We start from the raw sequence: 24,415 nt of genomic DNA on the forward strand, positions 1-24,415 counted from the left end.
CAGACCCCATGGAGTGGACCATGAGCGTTGCGAACCCCGCCGGAGGCGTATCAATGGCGGGCGGCTCCTGGCCCGACGTCCTGGGTGCGCTGCTGAGCGGCAAGGACCTGAGCGCCGCCGAGGCGGCGTGGGCGATGAACCGGATCATGAGCGGCGAGGCCTCGGACGCCCAGGTTGCCGGCTTCATGGTGGCCCTGCGGGCCAAGGGGGAGACCGTCGAGGAGGTCACCGGGCTCGTCGAGGCGATGTACGCGCACGCGGAGCCGCTGCACATCCCCGGCCCCGCGGTGGACATCGTCGGCACCGGCGGCGACCGGGCCAAGACGGTGAACATCTCGACGATGTCCGCCATCGTCATCGCCGGCACCGGCGCCAAGGTCGTCAAGCACGGCAACCGCGCGGCCAGCAGCGCCAGCGGCGCCTCCGACGTCCTGGAGAAGCTCGGCATCAACCTGGACCTGCCCGCCGACCGGGTGGCGAAGGTCGCCGAGGAAACCGGGATCACCTTCTGCTTCGCGGCCAAGTTCCACCCGGCGATGCGGTTCGCCGCCCCCGCCCGCCGCGACCTGGGCATCCCCACCTCGTTCAACATCCTGGGCCCGCTGACCAACCCGGCGCGCGTCGGTGCCTCCGCCGTCGGCTGCTTCGACACCCGGATGGCCGGGCTGATCGCCGGCGTGCTGGCCCGTCGCGGGTCCTCGGCCCTGGTGTTCCGGGGCGACGACGGGCTGGACGAGCTCACCGTGACGGCCACCTCGCAGGTATGGGTCGTCCGGGACGGGAAGGTCGAGCAGGTGTCCTTCGACCCGCGCGACGTCGGCATGGACCTGGTGCCGATCGAGTCGTTGCGGGGTGCGGACGCGGCCTACAACGCCGATGTCGCCCGGCGCATGCTGGCCGGGGAGACCGGCCCCGTCCGTGACGCCGTGCTGCTGAACTCGGCGGCCGCGCTCGTGGCGCTGGAGGGCGGAGAGGGTTCGCTGACCGACCGGATCGCGGCCGGGATCGCCCGGGCGGCCGAGTCGATCGACTCGGGCGCGGCGGCGAAGACGCTCGAGAGGTGGGCCGCGGCGACGCAGGCGTAGCGCGCGGGCAGGAGTGGCGAAGGGCCGGGGCGGTCGCCCCGGCCCTTCGCGCTGTCCGCCCGTCCGGGATGCGGACTCCGGCTTGCGGCGCTCCGGCCGTGTGGCATGATGCTGCGCAGGTCACGAGTGACAGCGAAACGGCCCCGGCCCGCTGTCCGGCAACCCTCCTTCCGTGGCGGGGTGCCCCGGGTGATGACCAGGCCGCAGGCAGCGAGGTCTGCGGCAAGCGCGGTCAGAGGAGTTCTTCCGTGAGCAAGCGAATGCGCTAGGGCCCCAAGGCCCCTCCCCACCCTCGGCCCGTCGTGCCGGAGGGCTGTTCCGTCATCGCCGAAATCGGCTGACGTCCCTTCACTTCTGCCTGCTCACAGGAGACTTCGCCATGTCGCTGCGCCCTGCCGTCCCCACGACCGTCGCCACCCCGCTGCCCGTCCTGGGGCGCGACGTCCTCGTCCCCCTGGTGACGGGCGGCGAGGTCGGCTACGCCGCCCTGGACTACGCGGCCAGCGCGCCCGCGCTGCAGCGGGTCTGGGACGACGTGGCCGCGTACGCGCCGTACTACGGCAGTGTGCACCGGGGGGCGGGATACCTCTCGCAGCTGTCGACGGACCTGTTCGAGCAGAGCCGGGCCACGGTCGCCGAGTTCCTCGGCTGCCGCACCGGCGACCAGGTGATCTTCACCCGCTCGACCACCGACTCGCTCAATCTGCTGGCCGCCGCCGTGCCGGACGGGACGAGCGTCTTCGTCTTCGAGACCGAGCACCACGCGTCCCTGCTTCCGTGGCGCGACGCCGAAGTGACGTACCTGAGCGCTCCCCGCACCCCGGGTGAGGCGGTGGCGACGCTGGAGCGGGCGCTGGACGCCCGGGAGCCGCGCGGAACGGCACTCGTCTGTGTGACCGGTGCGTCCAATGTGACCGGTGAGCTCTGGCCCGTGCGGGAACTGGCCGCGGCCGCCCACGCCCGCGGCGCCCGCATCGTGCTGGACGCGGCACAGCTCGCCCCGCACCACCCGGTGGACATCGCGGAACTCGACGTGGACTGGGTGGCCTTCTCCGGCCACAAGCTGTACGCGCCCTTCGGCTCCGGTGTGCTCGCCGGCCGGTCCGACTGGCTGCTCGCGGCCGAGCCCTATCTGGCCGGTGGCGGCGCCTCGCGGCGGGTGGCGCGGCGCGAGGACGGCGGGGTGGACGTCGACTGGCACACCACGGCCGCCCGGCACGAGGCCGGCTCGCCCAACGTCATCGGCGCGTACGCGATCGCCTCCGCCTGCCGCGCGCTGGCGGCGGCCGGGTTCGACCAACTGGTCGAGCGCGAGCAGGCACTGGTGGCCCGGGTGCGGGCCGGACTCGCCGAGGTGCCCGAGGTGAAGGTGCTCTCGCTCTTCGGCGACGACGCCCCCCGGGTCGGCGTCATCTCCTTCGTCGTGGAGGGGTGGAACAGCTCCCACTTCGCCGCCGCGCTCTCGGCCGAGTACGGGATCGGCGTCCGCGACGGTCTCTTCTGCGCCCACCCCCTGGTGCGCACCCTGCTCGGCGGCGCCCCGCAGGAGCCGGGCGAGTGCGGTGCCCCCGACACCGCCCTCGGCGAGAGGTCGCTCAACGCCATCCGCGTCTCCTTCGGCGCCGGCACCCCCGATGAGCACGTGGAGCGCTTCGTCGGCGCGGTGCGGGAGCTCGTGGCCGACGGCGCCAAGTGGCGCTACCGCACCGAGGACGGTCGCTGCGTGCCGGACCGGGACCAGGCCTGACCGCGCCGGCCCCGGAGCCGGCGTCGCGTCACGCGTCGAGGCCGATGGCGAAGGCCGTCTCGAGGTCGTGCTGGGAGTAGGTGCGGAACGCGACGTGCGTGTCCGTGGCCTCGACGCCGGGGATCTTGCTGATCCGGCCCGGGATGACGTCCGCCAGTTCGTCGTGCCGGGCCACCCGCACCATGGCGACCAGGTCGTACGTGCCCGTGACGGAGTAGACCTCGCTGACGCTGTCGAGCGCGGCGATGGACTCCGCGATCTCGGGGATACGGTCGACGCTGGTCTTGATGAGCACGATCGCGGTGATCACGGCTGTAGGTCTCCTTGGCTCGCCCTGGCTGCGGGCTCAAGCTTAGGCGCTGCCCGGTAGCACACCCATGTGCACAGGAAGCCGAAGACGAAGCCGGTGATGTGCGCGAGGTAGGCCACGCCCGGACCGGTCTGGTGGACCTCGCCGGCGAGCCACTGCAGGACGAACCAGAAGATGAGCACCATCCAGGCGGGGAAACGCAGCGGCAGGAAGAACAGGAAGGGGAAGACGCTGGTCACCCGGGCCCGCGGGTAGAGGTAGAGGTACGCGCCGAGGACCCCGGAGATCGCACCGGAGGCGCCGACCAGGGTCTGGGTGGAGGAGGCGTGGCCCAGCGCGTACCCGTACGTCGCCAGGTAGCCCGAGGCGATGTAGAAGAGGAGGAACCGGAAGCGGCCCATGCGGTTCTCGACGTTGTCGCCGAAGACCCAGAGGAACAGCATGTTGCCGAGCAGGTGCACCCAACTGCCGTGGACGAAGAGCGCGGTGAGCACCGAGACGAACGGCGAGACGGCGAAGGACCCCAGCGGCGGGCACCCGGTGGGCATCGGCACCTGCGCGGGGCTGATCCGCCCGTGCCAGAGCTCGGTGGGGATGACACCCCAGCGGGCGAAGTAGGTCGCCTGGGCGCACACCTGATCGTGGCCGATGCCGTACAGGGGGTTGAACCCGGAGGACGGGCCGATGAGGAAGACCACCGCGCACAGCCCGATCAGGGCGTACGTCACCACGGGTGTGCGGTGGACGGGGTTCTTGTCGTACACCGGGATGACCATGGTCCGATCATGACGGAACGGGTGTAACGGTCATGGGGCGCCTCGCCGCAGCGAAGGGCACCGCGGAGGCCGTAGGGTGACCGGAACGCATCCGCGCGACCGAGGAGACGACCGATGCCGGTTCCCCTGCCGACCGCCACGACCCGCTGGCGGTGCACCCTGTGCGGCAATCTGACCCGGTTCGACGTCACCCGTTCCAGCAAGGTCGTGGAGTACGTCCACCTGGACCTGGCGGGCGCTCCCACGGTCGAGGAGCGCGAGGTGGTCAGCGAGACCGTGGAGTCGGTGCGCTGCCGCTGGTGCAATGCCGTGGACCAGGTCGAACTGGTCGACCGGCCCGACGCGGCGGCCGCGGCGCAGGCCTGAGCGCGGCCGGGGACAATAGAAGAATGCGGCGCGGCCAGAGAGGTTGAAGGAGGCCGGGGAGGCGCCCACGGACTGGACGGGAGTGACGGGTGGACGGGACCGGCGGTAACCCGGGCCGTGGCGACGAATCGGCCGCGCCCGAGGCTGCGGCTGCCCCGGAGGGGTCCGTCCACGGCGAGTCGCTCGACCGCCCGCTGCCCGAGGGCGTACGGCACCGCGTGGTCGCCTTGGCGGCGGACGCGTTCGGCGGGCTGACCCCGGCCGAGCTGCCCGCGGTGCTGCGCCCCTACGCGCGGTTCACCCCGAGCCGCCGCGCCAAGTTCGCCGCGACCGCGCTCGCCACGGCGTTGGAGGGGGACCCCTCCTTCCGGCAGCGGGTGGGCGCCCGGCTGCGGGAGTCCGAGCCCGAGCTGTGCGAGGCGCTGGACGCCGGCACCCCGCCCCCCGCCGTCGATCCGCTGGACGTGGCGGCCGCCGCGTACCTGCTGCGCCCCACGGGCTGGGCCAAGCTGGTGGCCGCGGCGGGCGAGGAGGCGCAGCGGGCCAGCGCGGAACGCGCGGGCGAGGAGGCGCAGCGCGAGCTGCGGCAGCTCAAGGCCGAACTGGACGAGGCGCGGACCCAGGCGCGTACCGAGGCCGTACGGGTCCGCACCGAACTGGACGCGGTCCGCAAGGAGGCCGAGTCGCTGCAGCGCAAACTGCGCAGCGCGGCGAGCGATGTGAAGCGGGCCGAGGCCGCGCTGCGCAAGGTCGAGGCCGAACTGGACGAGACCCGCGCGGCCGCCGCGGCGGAGAAGGCGTCGGCGGACGGCGAGGCACGCCGGCTGCGGGCCCGGCTCGCCGAGGCCGAGCAGTCCGTGGAGGCCTCCCGGCGCGCTGCCCGGGAGGGCCGCAGCACGGAGGACATGCGGCTGCGGCTGCTGCTCGACACCGTGCTGGACGCCGCCTCGGGACTGCGTCGGGAGCTGGCGCTGCCGCCGCGCGACACCCTGGGCGCCCGGCCGGCGGACACCGTCGACGCGGTGACGCCGGGGGCGATCAGCCCGAAGGACATCGCGCGGCGCGCCCTGTCCGAGGACGACCCCGCGCTGCTCGACCAGTTGCTGGCGTTGCCGCAGTCCCATCTGGTGGTCGACGGCTACAACGTGACCAAGACCGGTTATCCGGCACTGCCCTTGGAGAAGCAGCGGCTGCGGCTGCTGGGCGGTCTGGCGGTGCTGGCCGCGCAGAGCGGCGCGGAGGTCACCTGCGTCTTCGACGGCGCCGACCTGGACGCCCCGGTACTGCTGGCCCCGCCGCGCGGGGTACGGGTGCTGTTCAGCAAGGCCGGCGAGACCGCGGACGAGTTGATCCGACGTCTGGTTCGGGCGGAACCTCCCGGTCGTCCGATTGTGGTGGTTTCTTCCGATCGCGAAGTTGCGGACGGTACGGCCCGCGCCGGCGCTCGCCCCGTCGCATCCACCTTGCTACTGAAGCGACTTGCCCGGGTGTGACCTGGAGCACACCGTGGGGCGTCTGGGGCGCTTTTCGGGGACGCAGTGTCAACTCGTCATCACTACACGTGCGATGTATGTAAAGAAAACGCGGTTGAGCGACTTTTTTTCTTCAGGGATTTGATCCGATCACAAGATGGTCACTAGGGTCGTGGCTCGAACCTCTGCCCAGTCGATCATCCAGCCCGGATGGCGGCGGAGGTCCCGCCGATCTGAAGTGCCGTGCGTACGACGGGGGACGCCGACGCTCAGGGCCGGGGAACGCAGTTCCCGATGCATGCGGCAGGCGGCTGGAGGAAGAAGGAGCTCGCCCGAGTGGCGTCCCACCGTCGTCCCAAGCAGGCCAGTCGCACGCGTGTCACCGTGCTCACCGCTACCGCCGCCGCCGCCGTCGCGCTGTCCGCGCAGGCCGCGCAGGCCGCTCCGGCCAAGCCGTCCGTCAAGAGCGTCAAGGCCAAGGTCGACGCCCTCTACGAGCAGGCCGAGCAGGCGACCGAGAAGTTCAACGGCGCCAAGGAGAAGCAGGGCAAGCTGCAGAAGCAGGTCGAGAACCTGCAGGACGAGGTCGCCCGCGAGCAGGCGGAGCTGAACGACCTTCAGGACGAGCTCGGCACCCTGGCCAGCGCCCAGTACCGCAGCGGCGGCATCGACCCGTCGCTCCAGCTCTTCCTCTCCTCCGACCCGGACACCTACCTCGACAGGGCGTCCACCCTCGACCAGCTGAGCACCAAGCAGGCGGAGGGGCTCCAGCAGATCGCGGAGAAGAAGCGCGCCCTCAACCAGCAGAAGGCGGAGGCCGCGAGCAAGCTCAACGAGCTCGACGAGACCCGCACCGAGCTGGGCAAGAAGAAGAAGGAAGTCCAGGCCAAGCTGGCCGAGGCGCAGAAGCTGCTCAACTCGCTGACCGCCTCGCAGCGCGCGGCCCTCAACGCCGCCGAGGACCGCGCGAACCGCTCCAACGAGCGCGTCGACCTGGGCAACGACCTGCCGGCCTCCTCGCTCGCCGCCGCCGCACTCTCGGCCGCCAAGACCAAGCTCGGCTCGCCGTATGTCTACGGCGCCACCGGCCCGAGCTCCTTCGACTGCTCCGGCCTCACCTCCTGGGCCTACGCCCAGGCCGGTGCCGGCATACCGCGCACCTCCCAGTCCCAGGCCAACGCCGGCACGCGTCTGTCGATGAGCCAGCTGATGCCCGGCGACCTCGTCATCTTCTACGGCGACCAGCACCACGTCGGCCTGTACGCGGGCAACGGCCAGGTCCTGCACGCGCCGCGCACCGGCACGGTCGTGCGCTACGAGTCCATCAACAACATGCCGTTCCAGTTCGGCGTCCGCGTCGGGTGAGCCGAACCCCGGGCCCCGTTGAACCTATCGGGTGATCTCGCAGGGTGACGGCCGGGCGGTGACCTGCGCAAGCGGGGCGCCATCCGGCCGCCCGGCGGTACACGGTCTTTGAACTCCCCGTGTCCGGCTGACTACTGTCAGCCGACGTGCCATCCCATCGACGCATTCCGCAGCCCGGCCGGGCCCCGCGTACCTCCAGGGCCACGGTCCTGACGGCGGCGGCCACCGCCGCCGCCGCGATGGCGGGCGCGGCCACCACCGCGCAGACGGCCACAGCCGATCCGGCGGACACCCCCGTCGACGTGGCGGCCCGCATCGATCACCTCTACACGCAGGCCGAGCGGGCCACCGAGCAGTTCAACGCCGCCCGCGAGAACACCCAACGGCTGCGCCGCGAGGTGGAGGTGCTCCAGGACCGCGCCGCGCGGGGGCAGGAGCGGGTCAACCGGCTCCGTGACGACCTCGGCACGCTCGCCGGGGCCCAGTACCGCGGCGGGGGAGTGGACCCCACCCTCGCCCTGCTGCTCTCACCCGACCCCGCGACCTACCTCGACCGGGCCGCGACCCTCGACCGGATCAGCAGCCGCGGCACCGCGCGCCTCGACGAACTGCGCAGCGCCCAGCGCTTCCTGGACCAGGAACGCTCCCGGGCCACCGACCGGCTCGGCCAGCTCGAGCGGGCCCGAACCACCCTCACCGCGCGCAAGAAGGCCGTACAGCGCAAGCTGATGGCGGCCGCGCGCCTGGTCAACTCGCTCTCCCCGGAGGAGCGGGCCCGGCTCGCCCGCCGCCTGGAGGCGCGCGCGTCCCGCTCCGGCCGCATGGTCGACATCCCCGACCTCGGCCCGCTCTCCGTACGCGCCGCGACGGCGGTGGCCGCCGCGCGCTCCGCCGTCGGCGCACCGTACGTCTGGGGCGCCACCGGCCCCGGCTCCTTCGACTGCTCGGGCCTGATGGTGTGGGCCTACCGTCAGGCGGGCGTGGGGCTGCCGCGCACCTCCCAGGCCCAGCTGCACGCCGGACGGCAGGTGCCGCTGAGCCAGGCGCGCCCCGGCGACCTGGTCATCTACCGCGGCGACGCCAGCCACGTCGGCATGTACGTGGGCGACGGCCAGGTCATCCACGCCCCCTACCCCGGCGCCCGGGTCCGCTACGACCCCGTCGCCATGCTGCCGGTCGCGGCGGTGACCCGGCCCACGTGACCGTCACCGCCGGGACCGTACGATCGGCGGCGTGGCCCCTTTCCGCTCGTCGACCCGCGCCGTGGCCGCCGCGCTGTGCTGTGCGGCGGTCCTCGCGGGCTGCGGGCCCGCGGACGAAGGGCGGCCCGGCGACGCGGCCGTCCGGCAGCTGCTGGAGCGGCGGGCGGACGCCGTACTGGACCACGACGAGAAGGCATACCTGGCCGATGTGACACCCGCCCGGCGCGCCGCCGAGCGGCAGGTCTACCGCAACCTCGCCGCGCTCCCGCTCGCCTCCTGGTCGTACCGGCTGCTCTCCGCCACCGGCGGCGACCGCGTGACGGCCCGCGTCCAGCTCCGCTACCGCCTCAAGGGCTACGACAGCGCGCCGATCACCACGCAGGAGGCCCTGCTGCTGCGCGCGGACGCCGACGGCCGTCCGCGGGTCGCCGGCGACGGCGATCCGGACGGCCAGCTCTGGGAACAGGGCCCGCTGCACGTCGTCCGAGGTGCCCGCAGCCTCGTCCTCGGCACCGGCGACCCGGCCTCGCTGAAGGGGTACGCCACCGACGCGGACCGCGCCGTCCCGCAGGTGCGCCGGGCCTGGGGGGACCAGGGATGGACCGGGCGGGTCATACTCGAAGTACCCTCCTCCCTGCGGGACATGGAGCAGCTGCTGGACGCCCCCGCGGGCACCTACGAGGGCATCGCGGCCGTCACCACCGGGGAGGCGGGCGGCCACGGCACCGCACCCGCCGGGCGGATCGTCGTCAACCCCGAGGCCTTCGCCGGACTGTCGCCCTTCGGCCGCCAGGCCGTGCTCACCCATGAGACCACCCATGTCGCCACGCGCGCCGCGACGGCCCCGGGCACCCCGCTGTGGCTCTCCGAGGGCTTCGCCGACTGGGTCGCCTACCGGGACTCCGGCCGTTCGGCGGCGAGCCTCGCACCGGAGCTGCGCCGGGACGTCACCGTCTCCGGGCCGCCCGGGCGCCTGCCGTCCGACGCCGACTTCGCGCCCGGGGCGGCCGCACCGGCCCAGGCGTACGAGGGCGCCTGGCTGGCCTGCCGGTTCATCGCCGCCACATGGGGCGCCGATCGGCTGATCGCGCTGTACCGTTCCGGTGCGGATCTGCGCGGCACGCTCGGCATCGGCGAGGACGCCTTCACGGCGCGCTGGCGGGCCTACGTGAAGGGGGAGTTGGCATGAGCGGCGGCGAGGACTTCACGCCGGAGGAGACCGCGCGGGGCAGGGCGCTGCGCCGCGCGCAAGTGCCGGCCCTGCTCGGCGGACGCCTCGCCGGGCTCGCGCTGCTGCTCGCTCTGGGACTGACCCCCGCGGGCGCGGCCCTCACCGGGCTGTTCGGCGACAGCCGGGCGCTGCGCGTCCTGGCCGGCGGCCTGCTGCTGGTACTCCTGCAGCAGGCGGTCACCCTGCCGTTCTCGGCCCGGGTCCGCGTCGTGCGGCGCCGCTTCGGGCTCGTCACCCAGGGCTGGGGCGGCTGGGCCGTCGACGTCCTGCGCGGGCTCCTCGTCTCGCTGCCGCTCGTGCTGGGCGCGCTGTACGGCTACTACGGCCTCGGCTGGGCCTGGGCCGCCCTGGGCGCCGTCGGCGGGGCCGTCGTGCTGTCCTGGCTCGCCCCGGTCGTCCTGGAACCCCTCTTCAACCGCTTCCGGCCGATGGAGGACGGGCCCCTGCGCGACGCGCTGCTGGCGCTGGCCGAGCGGGACGGGATCCCGGTGCGCGCGGTGCTCGTCGCCGACGCGTCCCGGAGGACGACCGCGCTCAACGCCTATGTCTCCGGCTTCGGGCGCACCCGGCGGATCGTCGCCTACGACACGCTCCTCGACACGGCCCCGGCGGCCGAGGTCGAACTCGTCGTCGCCCATGAACTGGGGCACGTCAAGCACCGCGACGTGCCGCGCGGCACCCTGCTCGGCGCGGTCGGCGCGGGGGCGGGGGTGTGCGTGCTCTCGGCGCTCATGTCCGTCTCGTCCTACGGCACGGGCGACCCGCGCGGGCTGTTCCTGCTGGCCGCGGTCGCCGCGGTGCTGTCGGCGTGTGCCGGGCCGTTCGGCTGCGCGCTGAGCCGGCGCGTGGAGCGGCGGGCGGACACGCACGCGCTGGAACTCACCCGGGACGCGGGGCGGTTCATCGCCATGCAGCGCCGGCTCACCGTCGCCAACGTCTCCGACCCCGATCCCCCGCTGCTGCTGCACGCCCTCTTCGGCACCCACCCCACCCCCGTCCAGCGCATCGCCGCCGCCCGGGCGTTCGGCTCCGCCGTGCCGTAGGGGGCCCAGGGCCTCTCCACGGCGCCGCCGGCGCGGAGACCGGCCGGGGAGCGCGGACTCAGCCGGAGAGGTCGGCCAGGGCCTCCGAGAGCCATTCGCGCTCCGCACGGCTCGTGGCGCGCGCGATGCGCAGCATGCCGCGGCGGAAGGGGTCGTCCGCCTCCTCCGCGCGCGGCGCCCTGCCGCGGTCGGGGAAGAAGCCGGCCGGGGTCTCCAGAAACTCCAGCCGCCGCCGCAGCACGGCGGCCTGGGCCGCCGCGTCGGGCAGATATCCGAGGAAGGCCAGTACCGCGAAGAAGCGGGTGGAGTCGGTGATCTCGATCGGCTTGGGGTCGCGGAGCCGGGCGAGCAGCCGGGCACGTCCGGTGTCGGTGAGCGAGAGCACGCGGCGCGGAGCGGCGCCGACGCCGGGCTCGGCGTGCTCGGAGACCAGTCCGGCCGCGGTGAGACGGTTGATGGCCGGGTAGAGCGCACCGTCGCTGACCGGGCGGACGTGGCCGTTGAGTGCGGCGATGCGCTCCTTGAGTTCGTAGCCGTGCAAGGGCTCCTCGTGCAGAAAACCCAGGATCGCCAGCTCCAGCACCGCTCGCCCCCACTTTCGATCATGCGTTCGGCATTGCCCGTGCGATCCCATCATGGTATCTCTCATCGAGGTACCGCGAAACGAGGTACCGAGATGAGTGCAGCCCGGGACCCACCGCGCACGCCTGGTCGGGCTCGCCGGCCCGGTCCGTCCGGCACCGCTCGCCGGGGGCACGCCTGCGCGGCTGCCCCTGGCCTACGCGCTGACCGGCACGACCGGGCTCGGGCCGACCGGGGTGACCGTGGCGACCGTGGCGCCGGCGGCGGCCGCCGGGCCGCGGTGCCCGGCCGTGCCGGCCGCCCTCACCAGGTCAGCAGCTTCTCGGCGTCCTGGCCCGGCTCGGGCGCAGGCGTCGCCGGAGCCTGGCGGACCGTCCTCGGGCGCCGTACGGAGGCCACCCACAGCCGGCGGCAGGCGATGACCGAGGCCGCGACCAGCAGGCCGTTGCGGAGCAGCAGCAGGGTGATGCCGAGGCCGGTGCTGCCGACGACGTCCGAGAAGCGCACCGGGAACTCGTACAGGGTCAGCACCGTCGCCACCAGCACCAGGGACGCGGGCAGCGCCATCACGCTGGCCCGCAGGGTCAGGCAGACCGCCGCCAGGCCGATCAGCCAGATCATGTACTGCGGGCTGATGACGCGGCTGGTCGTGGTGAACAGCAGCACGGCGGTGAAGGCGGCGTCGAAGGGCGTCTCGGGACCGTACGTCCGCGAGCGCAGCCGCCACAGCAGCAGCCAGGCGAAGGCGAGGGCGGTCAGCCCGAGCGCGATGTCGCTGACCAGGCCGACGTAGGGCCCGAGGAACTCCACGGAGCCGTAGTTGAGCAGCACCTGCCCCTGCCAGCCGTGGTGCCGGGCGATGTGGAAGACCAGGGAGCCCAGGGACTCCACCTCGGTGCCCCGTTCGCCCTGGAAGCGCAGGAAGGCGAAGGCCCCCGGCATCCACAGCCAGAATCCGAGCGCGAGGAGACCCGCCCCCGCCGCGGCCGCCGCCCAGATCCGGCGGTCCCGGACGCCGGCCAGCAGCAGCACCGGCCAGACCTTGAGCAGCGCCCCGAACGCGATCAGCGCGCCGGCGAGCCTGGGCCGGCGCACCGTCGCCAGGAGCGCGGCCACGGCGACGGCGGTGACCATCACGTCGTAGCGCGCGTAGGCGGTCGGTCCCAGCAGCGGCACGCCCAGCACCCAGACATAGGCGCCGGCCACCCGCCGCCCCTCGCCCCGCGAGCCGCGCAGCAGCAGCCCGAAGGTCAGGGCGTCGGCGGCGCAGGCGAGCCAGAAGAACGCGGTCGCGTAGCCGAGGAACGGCAGCAGGCCGGGGGAGAGCACCGCGAGCGCGGCGGCGGGCGGGTACTGCCAGGTGACATCGTGGTGCGGGAAGGTGCCGGAGCGCAGGACCTCGTACCAGCCGTGGTAGATCACCGAGACGTCGGTGGTCACGTCCAGCGGGGACAGGCTGAGCACCTTGAACACATAGAGCAGCAGCACGACCCTGGTGGCCACCCAGGCAAGGACCGGCCCGACCGGGAGCCGCTTGCCGCTGTCGCCTGCCATGTCCACCTCGTCGAATCGGTTCTGCTGTGATGATGCACGATGCCGGTCTCACCCGTGGACAGGCGTGTGGAGCTTAGACGCGCGGGAGACCGAGGTCGGTTGCCACGGGCCGCACCGGATACCCTCGGCGGCGTATGGACAAGACCTTGATCGTCACCAACGACTTCCCGCCACGCCCCGGCGGCATCCAGGCGTTCGTGCACAGCATGGCGCTGCGCCTCGATCCCGGCCGGGTGGTGGTGTACGCGTCGACCTGGCGGGACGGCTCCGAGGTCGCCGCCTTCGACGCCGAGCAGCCCTTCCCGGTCGTACGCGATCGTACGTCGATGCTGCTGCCGACCCCGAGGGTGACCCGGCGCGCCGCCGCGCTGCTGCGCGAACACGGCTGCACGTCGGTGTGGTTCGGGGCGGCCGCGCCGCTCGGGCTGATGGCGCCCGCGCTGCGGAAGGCGGGGGCGCGGCGGCTGGTGGCGACGACCCACGGGCACGAGGCGGGGTGGGCGCAGCTGCCCGCGAGTCGCACGCTGCTGCGGCGGATCGGCGAGGGCACCGACACGATCACCTATCTGGGGGAGTACACCCGGTCCCGGATCGCCCGGGCGCTCACGCCCGCAGCCGCCTCGCGCATGGTGCAGCTGCCGCCCGGCGTGGACGAGAAGACCTTCCACCCCGCCTCCGGCGGTGCGGCCGTGCGTGCCCGGCTGGGGCTGACCGACCGGCCGGTGGTCGTCTGTGTCTCCCGGCTGGTGCCCCGCAAGGGCCAGGACACCCTCATCCAGGCGATGCCGCTGATCCTGGCCGCCCAGCCCGACGCGGTCCTGCTGATCGTGGGCGGCGGCCCGTACGCGGACGACCTGAAGCGGCTCGCCGAGCGGACCGGGGTGGCGGACTCGGTGCGGTTCACCGGGGCGGTGCCCTGGGAGGAGCTGCCCGCGCACTTCGGCGCCGGTGACGTCTTCGCCATGCCGTGCCGTACGCGGCGCGGCGGCCTGGACGTGGAGGGCCTCGGCATCGTCTACCTGGAGGCCTCGGCCACCGGGCTGCCGGTCGTCGCGGGCGACTCCGGCGGCGCTCCGGACGCCGTGCTGGACGGTGAGACCGGCTGGGTGGTGCGCGGCGGGGAGCCCGGAGAGGCCGCCGAGCGGATCGTGGCCCTGCTGGACGACGCGGAGCTGCGGCGCCGGATGGGCGAGCGCGGGCGCAAGTGGGTCGAGGACGCCTGGCGGTGGGATCTGCTCGCCGAGCGGCTGAAGGCCCTCTTGTAGAAGACCATGGGCGCACGGTATGGGCGGAATCCGCTATTCCGCCCATGATGCCTCCATGACAGCAAATCTGACGCGTCGTCACATTCTGGGTCTCGCGGCCCTCCAGACGGCCGCTCTGACGGGTGTCACCCGCATCGGTCTCTCCCCGGCCGCGGCCGCGGACCGCGAACCGGCCGACTACGCCCCGGCCGTCGTCATCGGCTCCGGATACGGAGGCGCGGTGGCGGCGTTACGCCTGGCCGAGGCGGGCGTGAGAACCCTCGTACTGGAGATGGGGCGGGCGTGGGACACGCCGGCCTCCGACGGCAAGGTCTTCTGCAGCACCGCCTCGCCGGACCGGCGTTCGATGTGGTTCCGCACCCGCACCGCGGCACCCCTGGCCAGCTTCCTCTGGCTCGACGTGGTCAACAAGGACATCACCCCGTACCCCGGTGTCCTGGACCGCGTCGACCACCCCGGCATGTCCGTCTACGTCGGCCGCGGCGTCGGCGGCGGCTCACTCGTCAACGGCGGCATGGCGGTGACCCCGAACCGGGCCTACTTCCAGGAGGTCCTCCCGCAGGTCGACGCGGACGCCATGTACGGGACATGGTTCCCGCTCGCCAACCGGATGCTGGGTGTCAACACCATCGCGCCCGACTGGTTCGAGAGCACCGAGTGGTATCAGTTCACCCGCGTCTCCCGCGCCCAGGCCGCCAAGGCCGGGCTCGCCACCACCTTCGTGCCCAACGTGTACGACTTCGGCTACATGCAGCGCGAGGCCGCGGGCACCGCCACCAAGTCGGCTCTGGCCCAGGAGGTCATCTACGGCAACAACTTCGGCAAGCGCAGCCTCGACAAGACCTACCTGGCCGCCGCGCTCGGCACCGGCAACGTCACCATCGAGACGCTCAGCCGCGTGAAGGCGATCCGCCGGAACGCCGACGGCACCTATGTGCTGACGGTGGCCCAGACCGACCTCACCGGCGCCGTCGTCTCCACCCGCGAGGTCGGCTGCCGCAGGCTGTTCCTCGCCGCCGGCAGTCTCGGCACCACCGAACTGCTGCTGCGCGCCCGGGAGACCGGCGCCCTGCCCGACCTCAGCACCGCCGTCGGCAAGGGCTGGGCGGGCAACGGCAACATCATGCTGGGCCGCGCCAACTACCTGTGGAACCCCACCGGAGCCCGCCAGTCGACCATCCCCGTGATGGGCATCAACGACTGGAACAACCCGGCCAATCCGGTCTTCGCCGAGATCGCGCCGCTCCCCACCGGCCTCGAGACCTGGGTCAGCCTCTACCTCGCCATCACCAGGAACCCGGAGCGGGGCGCCTTCGTCTACGACCCCGCGACCGACGCGGCCGTGCTCGACTGGACCCGTTCGCAGAACCAGCCCTCGGTCGCCTCCGCCAAGGCCCTGTTCGACCGGATCAACCGGGCCAACGCCACCATCTACCGCTACGACCTGTTCGGCGACACCCGCGCCTTTGCCGACGACTTCTGCTACCACCCGCTCGGCGGCTGCGTCCTCGGCAGCGCCACCGACGTCTACGGCCGCGCGAAGGGCTACGACGGCCTGTACGTCGTCGACGGCTCGCTCGTCCCGGGCTCCATCGGGGTCAACCCGTTCGTCACCATCACCGCCCTGGCCGAGCGCACCATGGCCAGAGTCCTGGCACAGGACGGCGTCACCTAGGAACACCGGTGGCCGCCGTCCGCGCGAGGCGAACGGCGGCCACCGCCGGCGAGAACCCGTCAGGGACGGCTCACTTGGCGTAGATCTCGGCGATCTCGTCCGCGTAGTCCCGCAGCACCACGTTGCGCTTCAGCTTCAGCGACGGCGTCACGTGCCCGGACTCCTCCGTGAACTGCGCCGCCAGGATCCGGAACTTCTTCACCGACTCCGCCTTGGACACCGCGGCGTTGCCGTCGTCGATCGCCGACTGCACCTCGGCCAGCAGCTCCGGGTCCTCGCGCAGCTCCGCGACGCCGCGGCCGGTCTTGCCGTGCTGCTCGGCCCAGCGGGGCAGGAACTCCTCGTCCAGGGTGACCAGCGCGCCGATGAAGGGCTTGCCGTCGCCGACCACCATGCACTCGGCGATCAGCGCGTGGGCGCGGATCCGGTCCTCGATCACCGCGGGGGCGACGTTCTTGCCGCCCGCCGTCACGATGATCTCCTTCTTGCGGCCGGTGATGGTGATGTAGCCGTCCTCGTCCAGCGTTCCGATGTCGCCGGTGTGGAACCAGCCGTCGGTGACGGCCTCGGCGGTGGCCGCCTCGTTGTTCCAGTAGCCCGAGAACAGGTGCTCGCCGTGGAGCAGGACCTCGCCGTCGTCGGCGATGCGGACCGTGGAACCCGGCAGCGGCTGGCCGACGGTGCCGATCTTCGTACGGTCCCAGGGGTTGAAGGCGGTCGCCGCACAGGACTCGGTGAGCCCGTAGCCCTCCAGGACGGTGAAGCCGATGCCGCGGTAGAAGTGGCCCAGCCGTTCGCCGAGCGGGGCGCCGCCGGAGATCGAGTACTCGGCGCGGCCGCCGAGCACGGCGCGCAGCTTGCTGTAGACCAGCCGGTCGAACACCTTGTGCTTGAACTTCAGGCCCAGTGAGGGACCGCTGGCCGAGTCCAGCGCGCGGCTGTACTCGATGGCCACGTCGGTGGCCTTGTCGAAGATCTTCCCCTTGCCGCCGGCCTGCGCCTGGGCGCGCGCGGAGTTGTAGACCTTCTCGAAGACGCGCGGCACGCCCAGCAGCAGGGTCGGCTGGAAGGCGGCCAGCTCACCCGTGAGGTTCTTGACGTCGCCGACGTGCCCGAGCTTGATCGGCGCCATGACGCTGGCCACCTCGACCAGCCGGCCGAAGACGTGCGCGAGCGGCAGGAAGAGCAGGATCGAGGAGTCGCCGGTGCGGAAGAGCGGCTTCAGACGCTCGACGACGTTGCCGCACTCGGCGAAGAACGCGCGGTGCGTGAGGACGCAGCCCTTCGGGCGGCCGGTGGTGCCGGAGGTGTAGACGATGGTGGCCGGGGAGTCGGCCTTGGCGTGGGCGCCGCGCTCGTCCACCGTCGCCTCGGCGACGTCCGTGCCCGCCGCGCCGAGGGTCTCGACCGCGCCCGCCTCGATCCGCCAGACGTGCTTCAGCTGCGGCAGGCGGTCGCGCACCGACTCCACGGACTTCTCGTGGACCTCGGTCTCCACGACGGCCGCGACCGCACCGGAGTCGCCGAGGATCCACTCGATCTGCTCGGCCGACGAGGTCTCGTAGACCGGGACGGTGACCGCGCCCGCGCTCCAGATGGCGAAGTCGAACAGCGTCCACTCGTAGCGGGTCCGCGAGATCAGGGCCACCCGGTCGCCGGGCTGCACGCCCGAGGCGATCAGGCCCTTGGCGGCGGCGCGGACCTCGGCGAGGAACGCGGTCGCGGTGACGTCCGCCCACTCACCGGTCGAGGTCTTCCGGGCGAGGACGGGAACATCGGGGTGCTGAGCGGCGTTGCGGCGGATGAGATCCGTCAGATTGCCGTCCGCAGGGACCTCGTAGAGAGCCGGAAGGCTGAACTCGCGCAAAACTGCTGCTCCTCATCGGCGCCGGCGGCGGTGCTGGCTGCGTCCACTGCATGGTTGAGCGTGGAACGGACGGCCTGGACGTTACCCACCGGTAAAGCTTCTGCGGTAGGGGGTGCCGTGTAGATGTTTTGTGTGTCACATCGTCGTCACACGCCGGGTGCCCGCCGCGGCACAGTGCGGATCCACTGGTCGGAAGCCTAGTCGAGGCCCCGGGTGACCCGCAGGTAACAAGGGCCCCGGTGCGCCCTCCCCAACCCCGCCCGGCGCGTCCTAGAGTGATCGTCATGCGGGTCCATGTCGTCAGCGACGTCCACGGTGCCTCCGAAGCCCTCGCCAGGGCCGGGGAGGGGGCGGACGCGCTGATCTGTCTGGGGGACCTGATCCTCTTCCTCGACTACGCCGACCACTCGCGGGGGATCTTCCCGGACCTCTTCGGCGCCGAGAACGCCTCCCGCATGGTCGGGTTGCGCACCGCCCTGCGGTGGGACGAGGCCCGGGCCCTCGACCGCGAGCTGTGGGAGGGGCTCGGCACCGACCGGCGCACCGCCATCGAGTCCGCCGTGCGCCGGCAGTACGCCGAGCTGTTCGCCGCCTTCCCCGAGCCGACGTACGCCACCTACGGCAACGTCGACATCCCCGCGCTCTGGCCTGAGTACGCCAGGCCCGGCACCACGGTGCTCGACGGCACCACCGCGGAGATCGGCGGCCTGGTCTTCGGCTTCGTCGGCGGCGGGCTGCGCACGCCCTACCGCACCCCGTACGAGATCGACGACGAGACCTACGCCGCCAAGGTGGCGGCCCTCGGCGAGGTCGACGTGCTGTGCTCGCACATCCCGCCCGCCGTCCCCGAGCTCTGCTACGACACCGTCGCCCGGCGCCTCGAACGCGGCAGCGAGGCACTGCTCGACGCGATCCGCCGGGTGCGCCCCAAGTACGCGCTGTTCGGCCATGTCCACCAGCCGCTGGTGCGGCGGATGCGCCTCGGGGCGACCGAATGCGTGAACGTCGGCCACTTCAACTCCACCCGCACACCATGGGCGCTCCAGTGGTGACCGCCCCGGCGGTCTCGGGCCGCCCGACCAGGCGGTAGCCTTCACCAGCAGACCACCACAGCAGGTACACGACGCGACGTCCCGGAGGGGCCACGGCGATGGCGGAACACACCAGGTCGAGTATCACGATCGACGCGGCCCCGGCCGATGTCATGGGCGTCATCGCCGACTTCGCCCGGTACCCGGAATGGACCGGCGAGGTGAAGGAGGCCGAGATCCTCTCCGCCGCCGGCGACGGCCGCGCCGAGCAGGTCAGGCTCCTCCTGGACGCGGGCGCCATCAAGGACGACCACACCCTCGCCTACACCTGGGTCGGCGACAACGAGGTCCGCTGGACGCTGGTCAAGTCGCAGATGCTGCGCACCCTGGACGGCGCCTACATCCTGGCCCCGCTCGAGGACGGCAAGCGCACCGAGGTCACCTACCAGCTGACCGTCGACGTCAAGATCCCCATGCTCGGCATGATCAAGCGCAAGGCCGAGAAGGTCATCATCGACCGCGCCCTCGCCGGGCTGAAGAAGCGCGTCGAGTCCCAGGGCTGACGTGCGCACGGTTCTGGTCACCGGTACGGGCGGCGCCGGACGCACGACGGTCGCCGCCGCCACGGCGGTGGCCGCCGTCGCGCCCGGGCGGCGCGTGCTGGTCCTGTCCGCGGACCGCGACGCGTCCCTGGAGCGGGCGCTGGACCTGCCCCCGGCCGCGCCGGGCGCCGGGACCCCGGAGGCCGGCGCGGCCCCCGTGCCCGTGGCGTCCGTTCCCGGTCTGTGGGCCGCGCGCATCGACGCGGCGGCCGCCTTCCGGGCCGACGCCGGGGCCGTCCAACAGCGCCTGGGCTCCCTGCTCGACCTGCTGGGCGCGGCGCCGCTGGACCCGGAGGAACTGACCGAACTCCCCGGCGCAGAGGCGTTCGCGCTGCTGCGCGCCCTGCGGGACACCGCCGGCGGCTGGGACCTCGTCGTCGTCGACCTCCCGCCGGTCCACGAGGCCCTCGCCGCCCTCGCGCTCCCCGCGCAACTACGCCGGTACATCACCCGGCTGGTGCCCCAGGAGCGGCAGGCCGCCCGCGCCCTGCGCCCGGTCCTCGCCCAGCTCGCCGGCGTGCCCGCGCCCGGCGCCTGGGCGTACGAGGCCGCCGCCCGCGCCGACCGGGAACTCGCCGCCGCCCAGGCCGTGATCGAGGACGCCGCCACGACCGTCCGGCTGGTCGTCGCGCCGGGCACGCATGCCGCCGACGCCGTGCGCCGGGCCCGTACCGGGCTGGCCCTGTACGGCCACCGCCTCGAGGCCGTGGTCGCCAACCGCCTGCTGCCCGCCGAGTCCCCCGACCCCTGGCTCGCCGAACTGGCGGGCCACCGGCGCAAGGAACTGCGCGCCCTGCGCGCGGAGCTGGCCGGGACGCCCACCGAGCTCCACGAACTCCCGCACCTCGGCCGCGAACCGCACGGCGCCGGGGACCTCGACCGGCTCGCCGCCCGGCCGCCCGCGGACGTGCGGGAGGGCCCCGCCACGCCGCCGTGGACCACCGAGGACCGGCTCGCCGCCGAGGGCCACTTCCTGTGGCGGCTGCCGCTGCCCGGCGCGACACGCGACACCGTCGACCTCGTGCGCCGCGGCGACGAACTCGTCGTCGACGCCGAGGGGTACCGCCGCATCCTCCCGCTGCCCTCCGCGCTGCGCCGCTGCACCGTGGCCGGAGCCGCGCTCCGCGACGGTGCGCTGCAGGTCCGATTCGCCCCGGATCCCGGTCTTTGGCCCCGCTGACACCTGAAAGCGGTGCCCCCGTTCGGGTACCGTCGTGGGTACCAAGCCGGAGCCTTACGGAGCCACCATGAGCGAATCCACGGACCGCGCGGACCGCCCCGACACCGATTCCGACGCCTGGGCCAAGGCGAGCGCGGAGGACATCGCGGCGGAGAACGCCCGCCGGCGGCAGCAGGGCGGACAGGCCCCCGGCAGCGCCGGTGAGGAACTGCGCCGTCTCGCCGAAGCCGTCGCAGACCGGATCTCCCTGCTGCGCAGCCCCGCCGCCGAGATGGCGGCACAAGGGCTGATCGCCCAGGTCAAGCAGGCAGTAGAGCCGATCGTCGAACGCAACCCCGAGGTCTTCGACCATCTCGCCGCCGCCGGTGCCGAGATCCTCGCCGCCTACCGAGCCGCCGTCAGCGGGCAGGAGCGCCGCTGGACCTCCGGCGGCGACACACCGTCCAGCGAACGCATCGACCTGGACTGAAACGGCGCGACACGGACCCGGCACGGAACATCGGGCCCGAACAGGGCGCAGGTCGCCCTCCGGTACGGTTGGACGCAGCGGGGCTCGACCGAATACTGAGGGATACATGGGACTCACCATCGGCGTCGACATCGGCGGCACGAAGATCGCGGCCGGGGTGGTCGACGAGGAAGGCGCGATTCTCGAGATCGTCAAGGTGCCGACCCCGCAGACCTCCGAGGGCGTCGTCGACGCCATCGCGAGCGCGGTGCACGACGTCAGCGCCAACCACACGGTCGAGGCGGTCGGCATCGGGGCCGCGGGCTACGTCGACGACAAGCGCGCCACCGTGCTCTTCGCGCCCAACATCCGGTGGCGCCACGAGCCGCTGAAGGACAAGGTCGAGCAGCGCGTCGGCCTGCCCGTCGTCGTCGAGAACGACGCCAACGCCGCCGCCTGGGGCGAGTACCGCTTCGGCGCCGGCGCGGGCCACGAGGACGTCATCTGCATCACCCTGGGAACCGGGCTCGGCGGCGGCATCATCATCGGCAACAAGCTGCGCCGCGGCCGCTTCGGCGTGGCCGGCGAGTTCGGCCACATCCGCATGGTGCCGGACGGCCTGCTGTGCGGCTGCGGCAGCCAGGGCTGCTGGGAGCAGTACGCCTCCGGCCGGGCGCTGGTGCGGTACGCCAAGCAGCGTGCCGTCGCCCAGCCGGAGAACGCCGCGCTGCTGCTGTCGCTCGGCGACGGCACGCCCGACGGCATCCAGGGCCAGCACATCAGCCGGGCCGCGCGCGACGGCGACAAGGTCGCCATCGACTCCTTCCGCGAACTGGCCCGCTGGGCCGGCGCCGGACTCGCCGACCTGGCCTCGCTCTTCGACCCCTCCGCCTTTATCGTCGGCGGCGGCGTCTCCGACGAGGGCGAGCTGGTGCTCGAGCCCATCCGCAAGTCCTTCCGCCGCTGGCTGGTCGGCGGTCAGTACCGGCCGCACGCCCAGGTCCTCGCCGCCCAGCTCGGCGGCAAGGCCGGCCTCGTCGGCGCGGCCGACCTCGCCCGCCAGGGTTAGGCCCGGCGGTCACCCGCCCGGCACCGGTGCCCCCGTCACTCCCGTACAGGAGCGACGGGGGCACCCGGCTTCCCGGCCGGGCCCGCGCCACCCACCGCGCGACCGCGCCGCCGCTACAGTGAGCCCGTGAGCGAGGGCCCGCTGCCGGATCTGCCGGCGTCCCGTACCGAGCCGGACGGCTCCGCCGTCATCCGCGTGCTGAGCTACAACATCCGCTCCATGCGGGACGACACCGCCGCGCTCGCCCGGGTGATCCGCGCCTGCGCCCCCGACATCGCGCTGATCCAGGAGGCCCCGCGCTTCTTCCGCTGGCGCAAGGCCGTCGCCCGGCTCGCCCGCACCACCGGCCTGGTCACGGTGACCGGCGGGGCCACCGCCACCGGCCCGCTGGTGCTCTCGTCCCTGCGGGTGCACGCGGAGCGCACCGAGGACGTCCTGCTGCCCCACACGCCCGGCCTGCACCGGCGCGGCTTCGCCACCGCCGTCGTCCGCGTGGGCGGCGCCCGGCTGTCCGTCCTCAGCTGCCACCTCTCGCTCCAGGCCCGCGAGCGCTACGACCAGGGCGGCATGCTGCTGGACCGGGTCGCCGCCATGGGCGAGCCGTACGCGATCGTGGGCGGCGACCTCAACGACCGCCCGCACGGCCGCACCTTCCGCCGGCTCGCCGGCGGTCTGCAGGACGCCTGGGCGGCCCGGCCCTGGGGCGGCGAGTACACCTCCACCCCGCAGGACCCGCACCAGCGGATCGACGCGATCTTCACGACCCCGGGCGTCGAGGTGCTCGGCTGCGGGGTCCCGCACGGACTGCCCGGCGTCACCCCGGACGACCTGAGGGCGGCCACGGACCACCTCCCGGTCCTGGCCGCCCTCAGGGTGCCCGCGTCCGCCTGACGGCGGGACGCTCAGGGGCGCTGTTTCGCGCGGTCGGTGATCGCCCAGCGGTCGAGATAGGAGAACTGGACGAACGTCCGGCTCCCGGAGGTGCGGACGTCCCTGTAACCGAGGAACTCGTACGTCTCGGCGTCGAAGACGAAGTTGCTGCCGAAGCCGGCGTGGAACCCCGTCGGATCGTCGAAGACGATCGCCACGCCCGTCCTGCCCTTGGCGTCCTTCCGCCCGGGGACGGCCCTGACCCCCGGAATCAGCGACAGCGCCTCGAAGGCGGCCGGCCGCAGGCCGACCGGCATGATCGGCACGAGCTTCAGCAGGCCCGCGAGGGCGAACTCGATGTTGGACCACTCGATCGGGGTGATCCCGTCCATCGACTTCCTGTGGTGCGCGTACCGGCTCCGTACCGCCGCGATCAGCTTCTCGGGATCGGTCGGCAGCTTCTTGAGCACCGTCCAGTCCTGGGGCGGCCAGGTGGACACCGACTCGACGTGCGGGTCGTCCAGGATGGCGGCGTCCTTGTCCGGGTCGGACCACCAGCCCTTCCCGAGCTCCATGATCCACGAAGGCCGGGAGCCGTCGACGGACCGCCAGATCTCGTCGACGTACGTCTTGACCCGGCCGGTGCCCTGCTCGGTCTCCTTGATGATCTCCCTGGTGTAGATGAACTGGTCGTCGCGGGGCGCCACGACCCGCCCCCTCTCGTTCCGCCGCTCGCGCGCGGCGGCGCCGTTGAGGACGGTCGCCGCGCTGACGGCACGCATCCGCGGCGGATCCTTCCGCTCCGGCTTCTCCTCCCGTACCGCGACCAGCGTCACCGCGCCCGCCGCCGCGGCGGCCGTCGCCGTGACCGCGAACCGCAGCAACGGGCGACGGCCCAGCGCCGGGGAGGCGGGACGGGTGGCGGGTGCGGAGTTCATGACGGTGAACAGGCGGGTGCGGGCGCGATGACGCGCCTGGTCGGTCAGGGGGGTGGCGCCCGCGTCCCACTCCCTCAGGGCGGCGAGGTCGTGCGCCTCGCCGGGCTCGTGCAGCTCGTTCATGACCGGGATTCCTCTCGGAAGGCTGTCGGATCGGAACCGCCCAACGCCTCGCGCACCTTGCTGCGAGCCCGGCTGAGCCGTGACCTGACCGTTCCCACGGGCACCCCCAGCGCCTGCGCCGCCTCCTCGTAGCTGAGGTCGGCCCAGGCCACCAGCAGCAGCACGTCCCGGTTGCGGGCCGGGAGCCGGGCCAGCGCGCCGGCCAGCTCACGGCGTACGCCCTGGGCGCTGACCCGCGCGGCCACCCGCTCCGCGAGGGCCTCGCCCTGGCCGGCCGCCTCATCCGCGGGCGGCAGCTGGGCGAGCGCACGGAAGCGCCGCGCCTCGGCGCGACGGTGCCGTCCCACGAGGTTGGTGGCGATGCCGAACAGCCACGGGCGGGCGTCGCCGCGCTCGGTGTTGTACCGGTGGCGCTGCTGGAAGGCGATGGCGAAGGTGTCGGCCATCAGGTCGTCCGCCGCCTCGGTGCCGAGACGGCGCGCCGCGTAGCGGTGCACCGTCCCGGCATGGCGGTCGAACAGCACGGCGAAGGTCTCGGGCTCGTCCCAGGACCGTTCGATCACCGAGGCGTCACTTTTCTGCCCCACCCTGACGCCTGGTTCCACGGTCACCGG

23 protein-coding genes and 1 riboswitch are annotated in these 24,415 nt (G+C 73.1%); of the genes, 16 read left to right on the forward strand and 7 right to left on the reverse strand.

The window, feature by feature from the left end; translation table 11 throughout:
- Positions 1–20 precede the first annotated feature (20 nt).
- Both trpD and AB0F62_RS22475 read left to right on the forward strand, forming a co-directional pair.
- On the forward strand, positions 21–1,085 hold the full coding sequence (trpD, locus tag AB0F62_RS22470; RefSeq protein WP_361801725.1) for an anthranilate phosphoribosyltransferase: 1,065 nt from the start codon (positions 21–23) through the stop codon (positions 1,083–1,085).
- Between the two features lie 118 nt (positions 1,086–1,203).
- Positions 1,204–1,320: riboswitch (SAM riboswitch) on the forward strand.
- 144 nt (positions 1,321–1,464) lie between these two features.
- Positions 1,465–2,832: an aminotransferase class V-fold PLP-dependent enzyme gene (locus AB0F62_RS22475; protein WP_361801728.1), complete on the forward strand. Its 1,368-nt coding sequence runs from the start codon at positions 1,465–1,467 to the stop codon at positions 2,830–2,832.
- A 28-nt stretch (positions 2,833–2,860) separates the two neighbouring features.
- On the opposite strand, the gene AB0F62_RS22480 is transcribed toward AB0F62_RS22475, so the two are convergent.
- Together AB0F62_RS22480 and AB0F62_RS22485 are read right to left on the reverse strand one after the other, a co-directional pair.
- Entirely contained in the window at positions 2,861–3,142 is a 282-nt protein-coding gene (locus tag AB0F62_RS22480) for an Lrp/AsnC ligand binding domain-containing protein (protein ID WP_018557042.1), read from the reverse strand.
- Positions 3,139–3,918, reverse strand: coding sequence for a rhomboid family intramembrane serine protease (locus tag AB0F62_RS22485; protein WP_361801732.1), 780 nt, complete (start codon positions 3,916–3,918; stop codon positions 3,139–3,141). The genes AB0F62_RS22480 and AB0F62_RS22485 overlap by 4 nt, the downstream gene beginning before the upstream one ends.
- Before the next feature lie 114 nt (positions 3,919–4,032).
- Between AB0F62_RS22485 and AB0F62_RS22490 the strand changes: the two genes are divergently transcribed.
- From AB0F62_RS22490 to AB0F62_RS22515, 6 genes are all read left to right on the forward strand, one after another.
- Positions 4,033–4,284, forward strand: coding sequence for a hypothetical protein (locus tag AB0F62_RS22490; RefSeq protein ID WP_361801735.1), 252 nt, complete (start codon positions 4,033–4,035; stop codon positions 4,282–4,284).
- 194 nt (positions 4,285–4,478) lie between these two features.
- Positions 4,479–5,777, forward strand: coding sequence for an NYN domain-containing protein (locus tag AB0F62_RS22495; protein WP_361801899.1), 1,299 nt, complete (start codon positions 4,479–4,481; stop codon positions 5,775–5,777).
- Between the two features lie 315 nt (positions 5,778–6,092).
- On the forward strand, positions 6,093–7,121 hold the full coding sequence (locus tag AB0F62_RS22500; RefSeq protein ID WP_361801738.1) for an NlpC/P60 family protein: 1,029 nt from the start codon (positions 6,093–6,095) through the stop codon (positions 7,119–7,121).
- Between the two features lie 146 nt (positions 7,122–7,267).
- Positions 7,268–8,323, forward strand: a complete 1,056-nt coding sequence (locus AB0F62_RS22505) for an NlpC/P60 family protein (protein WP_361801741.1) — start codon at positions 7,268–7,270, stop codon at positions 8,321–8,323.
- 31 nt (positions 8,324–8,354) lie between these two features.
- On the forward strand, positions 8,355–9,512 hold the full coding sequence (locus tag AB0F62_RS22510) for a hypothetical protein (protein ID WP_361801744.1): 1,158 nt from the start codon (positions 8,355–8,357) through the stop codon (positions 9,510–9,512).
- A complete protein-coding gene (locus AB0F62_RS22515; protein WP_361801747.1) occupies positions 9,509–10,597 on the forward strand; it encodes a M48 family metallopeptidase in 1,089 nt (362 codons plus the stop codon). The genes AB0F62_RS22510 and AB0F62_RS22515 overlap by 4 nt, the downstream gene beginning before the upstream one ends.
- 58 nt (positions 10,598–10,655) lie before the next feature.
- On the opposite strand, the gene AB0F62_RS22520 is transcribed toward AB0F62_RS22515, so the two are convergent.
- Together AB0F62_RS22520 and AB0F62_RS22525 are read right to left on the reverse strand one after the other, a co-directional pair.
- Positions 10,656–11,180 (reverse strand): PadR family transcriptional regulator, encoded by a 525-nt coding sequence (locus tag AB0F62_RS22520; protein ID WP_361801750.1) that lies wholly within the window; start codon positions 11,178–11,180, stop codon positions 10,656–10,658.
- Positions 11,181–11,482: 302 nt separating this feature from the next.
- Positions 11,483–12,733: a glycosyltransferase family 87 protein gene (locus AB0F62_RS22525; protein WP_361801753.1), complete on the reverse strand. Its 1,251-nt coding sequence runs from the start codon at positions 12,731–12,733 to the stop codon at positions 11,483–11,485.
- Between the two features lie 134 nt (positions 12,734–12,867).
- On the opposite strand from AB0F62_RS22525, the gene AB0F62_RS22530 reads away from it, so the two are divergent.
- Positions 12,868–13,998: a glycosyltransferase family 4 protein gene (locus AB0F62_RS22530; RefSeq protein ID WP_361801756.1), complete on the forward strand. Its 1,131-nt coding sequence runs from the start codon at positions 12,868–12,870 to the stop codon at positions 13,996–13,998.
- A 55-nt stretch (positions 13,999–14,053) separates the two neighbouring features.
- Positions 14,054–15,673: a GMC oxidoreductase gene (locus tag AB0F62_RS22535; protein WP_361801759.1), complete on the forward strand. Its 1,620-nt coding sequence runs from the start codon at positions 14,054–14,056 to the stop codon at positions 15,671–15,673.
- A gap of 70 nt (positions 15,674–15,743) precedes the next feature.
- Here AB0F62_RS22535 and AB0F62_RS22540 read toward each other — a convergent pair whose 3' ends face one another.
- Positions 15,744–17,540, reverse strand: coding sequence for an AMP-dependent synthetase/ligase (locus tag AB0F62_RS22540; RefSeq protein ID WP_361801762.1), 1,797 nt, complete (start codon positions 17,538–17,540; stop codon positions 15,744–15,746).
- Between the two features lie 284 nt (positions 17,541–17,824).
- Here AB0F62_RS22540 and AB0F62_RS22545 point away from each other — a divergent pair, with 284 nt between their 5' ends.
- The 6 genes from AB0F62_RS22545 (at position 17,825) to AB0F62_RS22570 (ending at position 22,761) form a co-directional block, all read left to right on the forward strand.
- The gene (locus tag AB0F62_RS22545) at positions 17,825–18,592 is read left to right on the forward strand and encodes a metallophosphoesterase (RefSeq protein WP_361801765.1); all 768 of its coding nucleotides are present in this window, start codon (positions 17,825–17,827) and stop codon (positions 18,590–18,592) included.
- Positions 18,593–18,690: 98 nt separating this feature from the next.
- Complete coding sequence (locus AB0F62_RS22550) at positions 18,691–19,134, forward strand: SRPBCC family protein (RefSeq protein WP_361801768.1); 444 nt, start codon at positions 18,691–18,693, stop codon at positions 19,132–19,134.
- A 1-nt stretch (position 19,135) separates the two neighbouring features.
- On the forward strand, positions 19,136–20,353 hold the full coding sequence (locus AB0F62_RS22555; RefSeq protein ID WP_361801771.1) for an ArsA-related P-loop ATPase: 1,218 nt from the start codon (positions 19,136–19,138) through the stop codon (positions 20,351–20,353).
- A 67-nt stretch (positions 20,354–20,420) separates the two neighbouring features.
- Positions 20,421–20,822, forward strand: coding sequence for a DUF5304 family protein (locus AB0F62_RS22560; protein WP_361801774.1), 402 nt, complete (start codon positions 20,421–20,423; stop codon positions 20,820–20,822).
- Positions 20,823–20,928: 106 nt separating this feature from the next.
- Positions 20,929–21,870, forward strand: a complete 942-nt coding sequence (locus AB0F62_RS22565; RefSeq protein ID WP_361801777.1) for an ROK family glucokinase — start codon at positions 20,929–20,931, stop codon at positions 21,868–21,870.
- 126 nt (positions 21,871–21,996) lie between these two features.
- Positions 21,997–22,761, forward strand: a complete 765-nt coding sequence (locus AB0F62_RS22570) for an endonuclease/exonuclease/phosphatase family protein (protein WP_361801780.1) — start codon at positions 21,997–21,999, stop codon at positions 22,759–22,761.
- 11 nt (positions 22,762–22,772) lie between these two features.
- Here AB0F62_RS22570 and AB0F62_RS22575 read toward each other — a convergent pair whose 3' ends face one another.
- Together AB0F62_RS22575 and AB0F62_RS22580 are read right to left on the reverse strand one after the other, a co-directional pair.
- Positions 22,773–23,801 (reverse strand): CU044_5270 family protein, encoded by a 1,029-nt coding sequence (locus AB0F62_RS22575; protein WP_361801783.1) that lies wholly within the window; start codon positions 23,799–23,801, stop codon positions 22,773–22,775.
- On the reverse strand, positions 23,798–24,412 hold the full coding sequence (locus tag AB0F62_RS22580) for an RNA polymerase sigma factor (RefSeq protein WP_361801786.1): 615 nt from the start codon (positions 24,410–24,412) through the stop codon (positions 23,798–23,800). The genes AB0F62_RS22575 and AB0F62_RS22580 overlap by 4 nt, the downstream gene beginning before the upstream one ends.
- Positions 24,413–24,415: the final 3 nt, after the last annotated feature.

The organism is Streptomyces sp. NPDC026673, from assembly GCF_040638135.1.
In the GTDB taxonomy this organism is placed as follows: domain Bacteria; phylum Actinomycetota; class Actinomycetes; order Streptomycetales; family Streptomycetaceae; genus Actinacidiphila.

Bases quoted from the DNA above. Each gene is read 5' to 3' on its own strand.
- trpD (WP_361801725.1), top strand. From the start codon at position 21: ATGAGCGTTGCGAACCCCGCCGGAGGCGTATCAATGGCGGGCGGCTCC.
- AB0F62_RS22475 (WP_361801728.1), top strand. From the start codon at position 1,465: ATGTCGCTGCGCCCTGCCGTCCCCACGACCGTCGCCACCCCGCTGCCC.
- AB0F62_RS22485 (WP_361801732.1), bottom strand. From the start codon at position 3,918: ATGGTCATCCCGGTGTACGACAAGAACCCCGTCCACCGCACACCCGTG.
- AB0F62_RS22490 (WP_361801735.1), top strand. From the start codon at position 4,033: ATGCCGGTTCCCCTGCCGACCGCCACGACCCGCTGGCGGTGCACCCTG.
- AB0F62_RS22515 (WP_361801747.1), top strand. From the start codon at position 9,509: ATGAGCGGCGGCGAGGACTTCACGCCGGAGGAGACCGCGCGGGGCAGG.
- AB0F62_RS22525 (WP_361801753.1), bottom strand. From the start codon at position 12,733: ATGGCAGGCGACAGCGGCAAGCGGCTCCCGGTCGGGCCGGTCCTTGCC.
- AB0F62_RS22530 (WP_361801756.1), top strand. From the start codon at position 12,868: ATGGACAAGACCTTGATCGTCACCAACGACTTCCCGCCACGCCCCGGC.
- AB0F62_RS22535 (WP_361801759.1), top strand. From the start codon at position 14,054: ATGACAGCAAATCTGACGCGTCGTCACATTCTGGGTCTCGCGGCCCTC.
- AB0F62_RS22545 (WP_361801765.1), top strand. From the start codon at position 17,825: ATGCGGGTCCATGTCGTCAGCGACGTCCACGGTGCCTCCGAAGCCCTC.
- AB0F62_RS22550 (WP_361801768.1), top strand. From the start codon at position 18,691: ATGGCGGAACACACCAGGTCGAGTATCACGATCGACGCGGCCCCGGCC.
- AB0F62_RS22560 (WP_361801774.1), top strand. From the start codon at position 20,421: ATGAGCGAATCCACGGACCGCGCGGACCGCCCCGACACCGATTCCGAC.
- AB0F62_RS22565 (WP_361801777.1), top strand. From the start codon at position 20,929: ATGGGACTCACCATCGGCGTCGACATCGGCGGCACGAAGATCGCGGCC.
- AB0F62_RS22575 (WP_361801783.1), bottom strand. From the start codon at position 23,801: ATGAACGAGCTGCACGAGCCCGGCGAGGCGCACGACCTCGCCGCCCTG.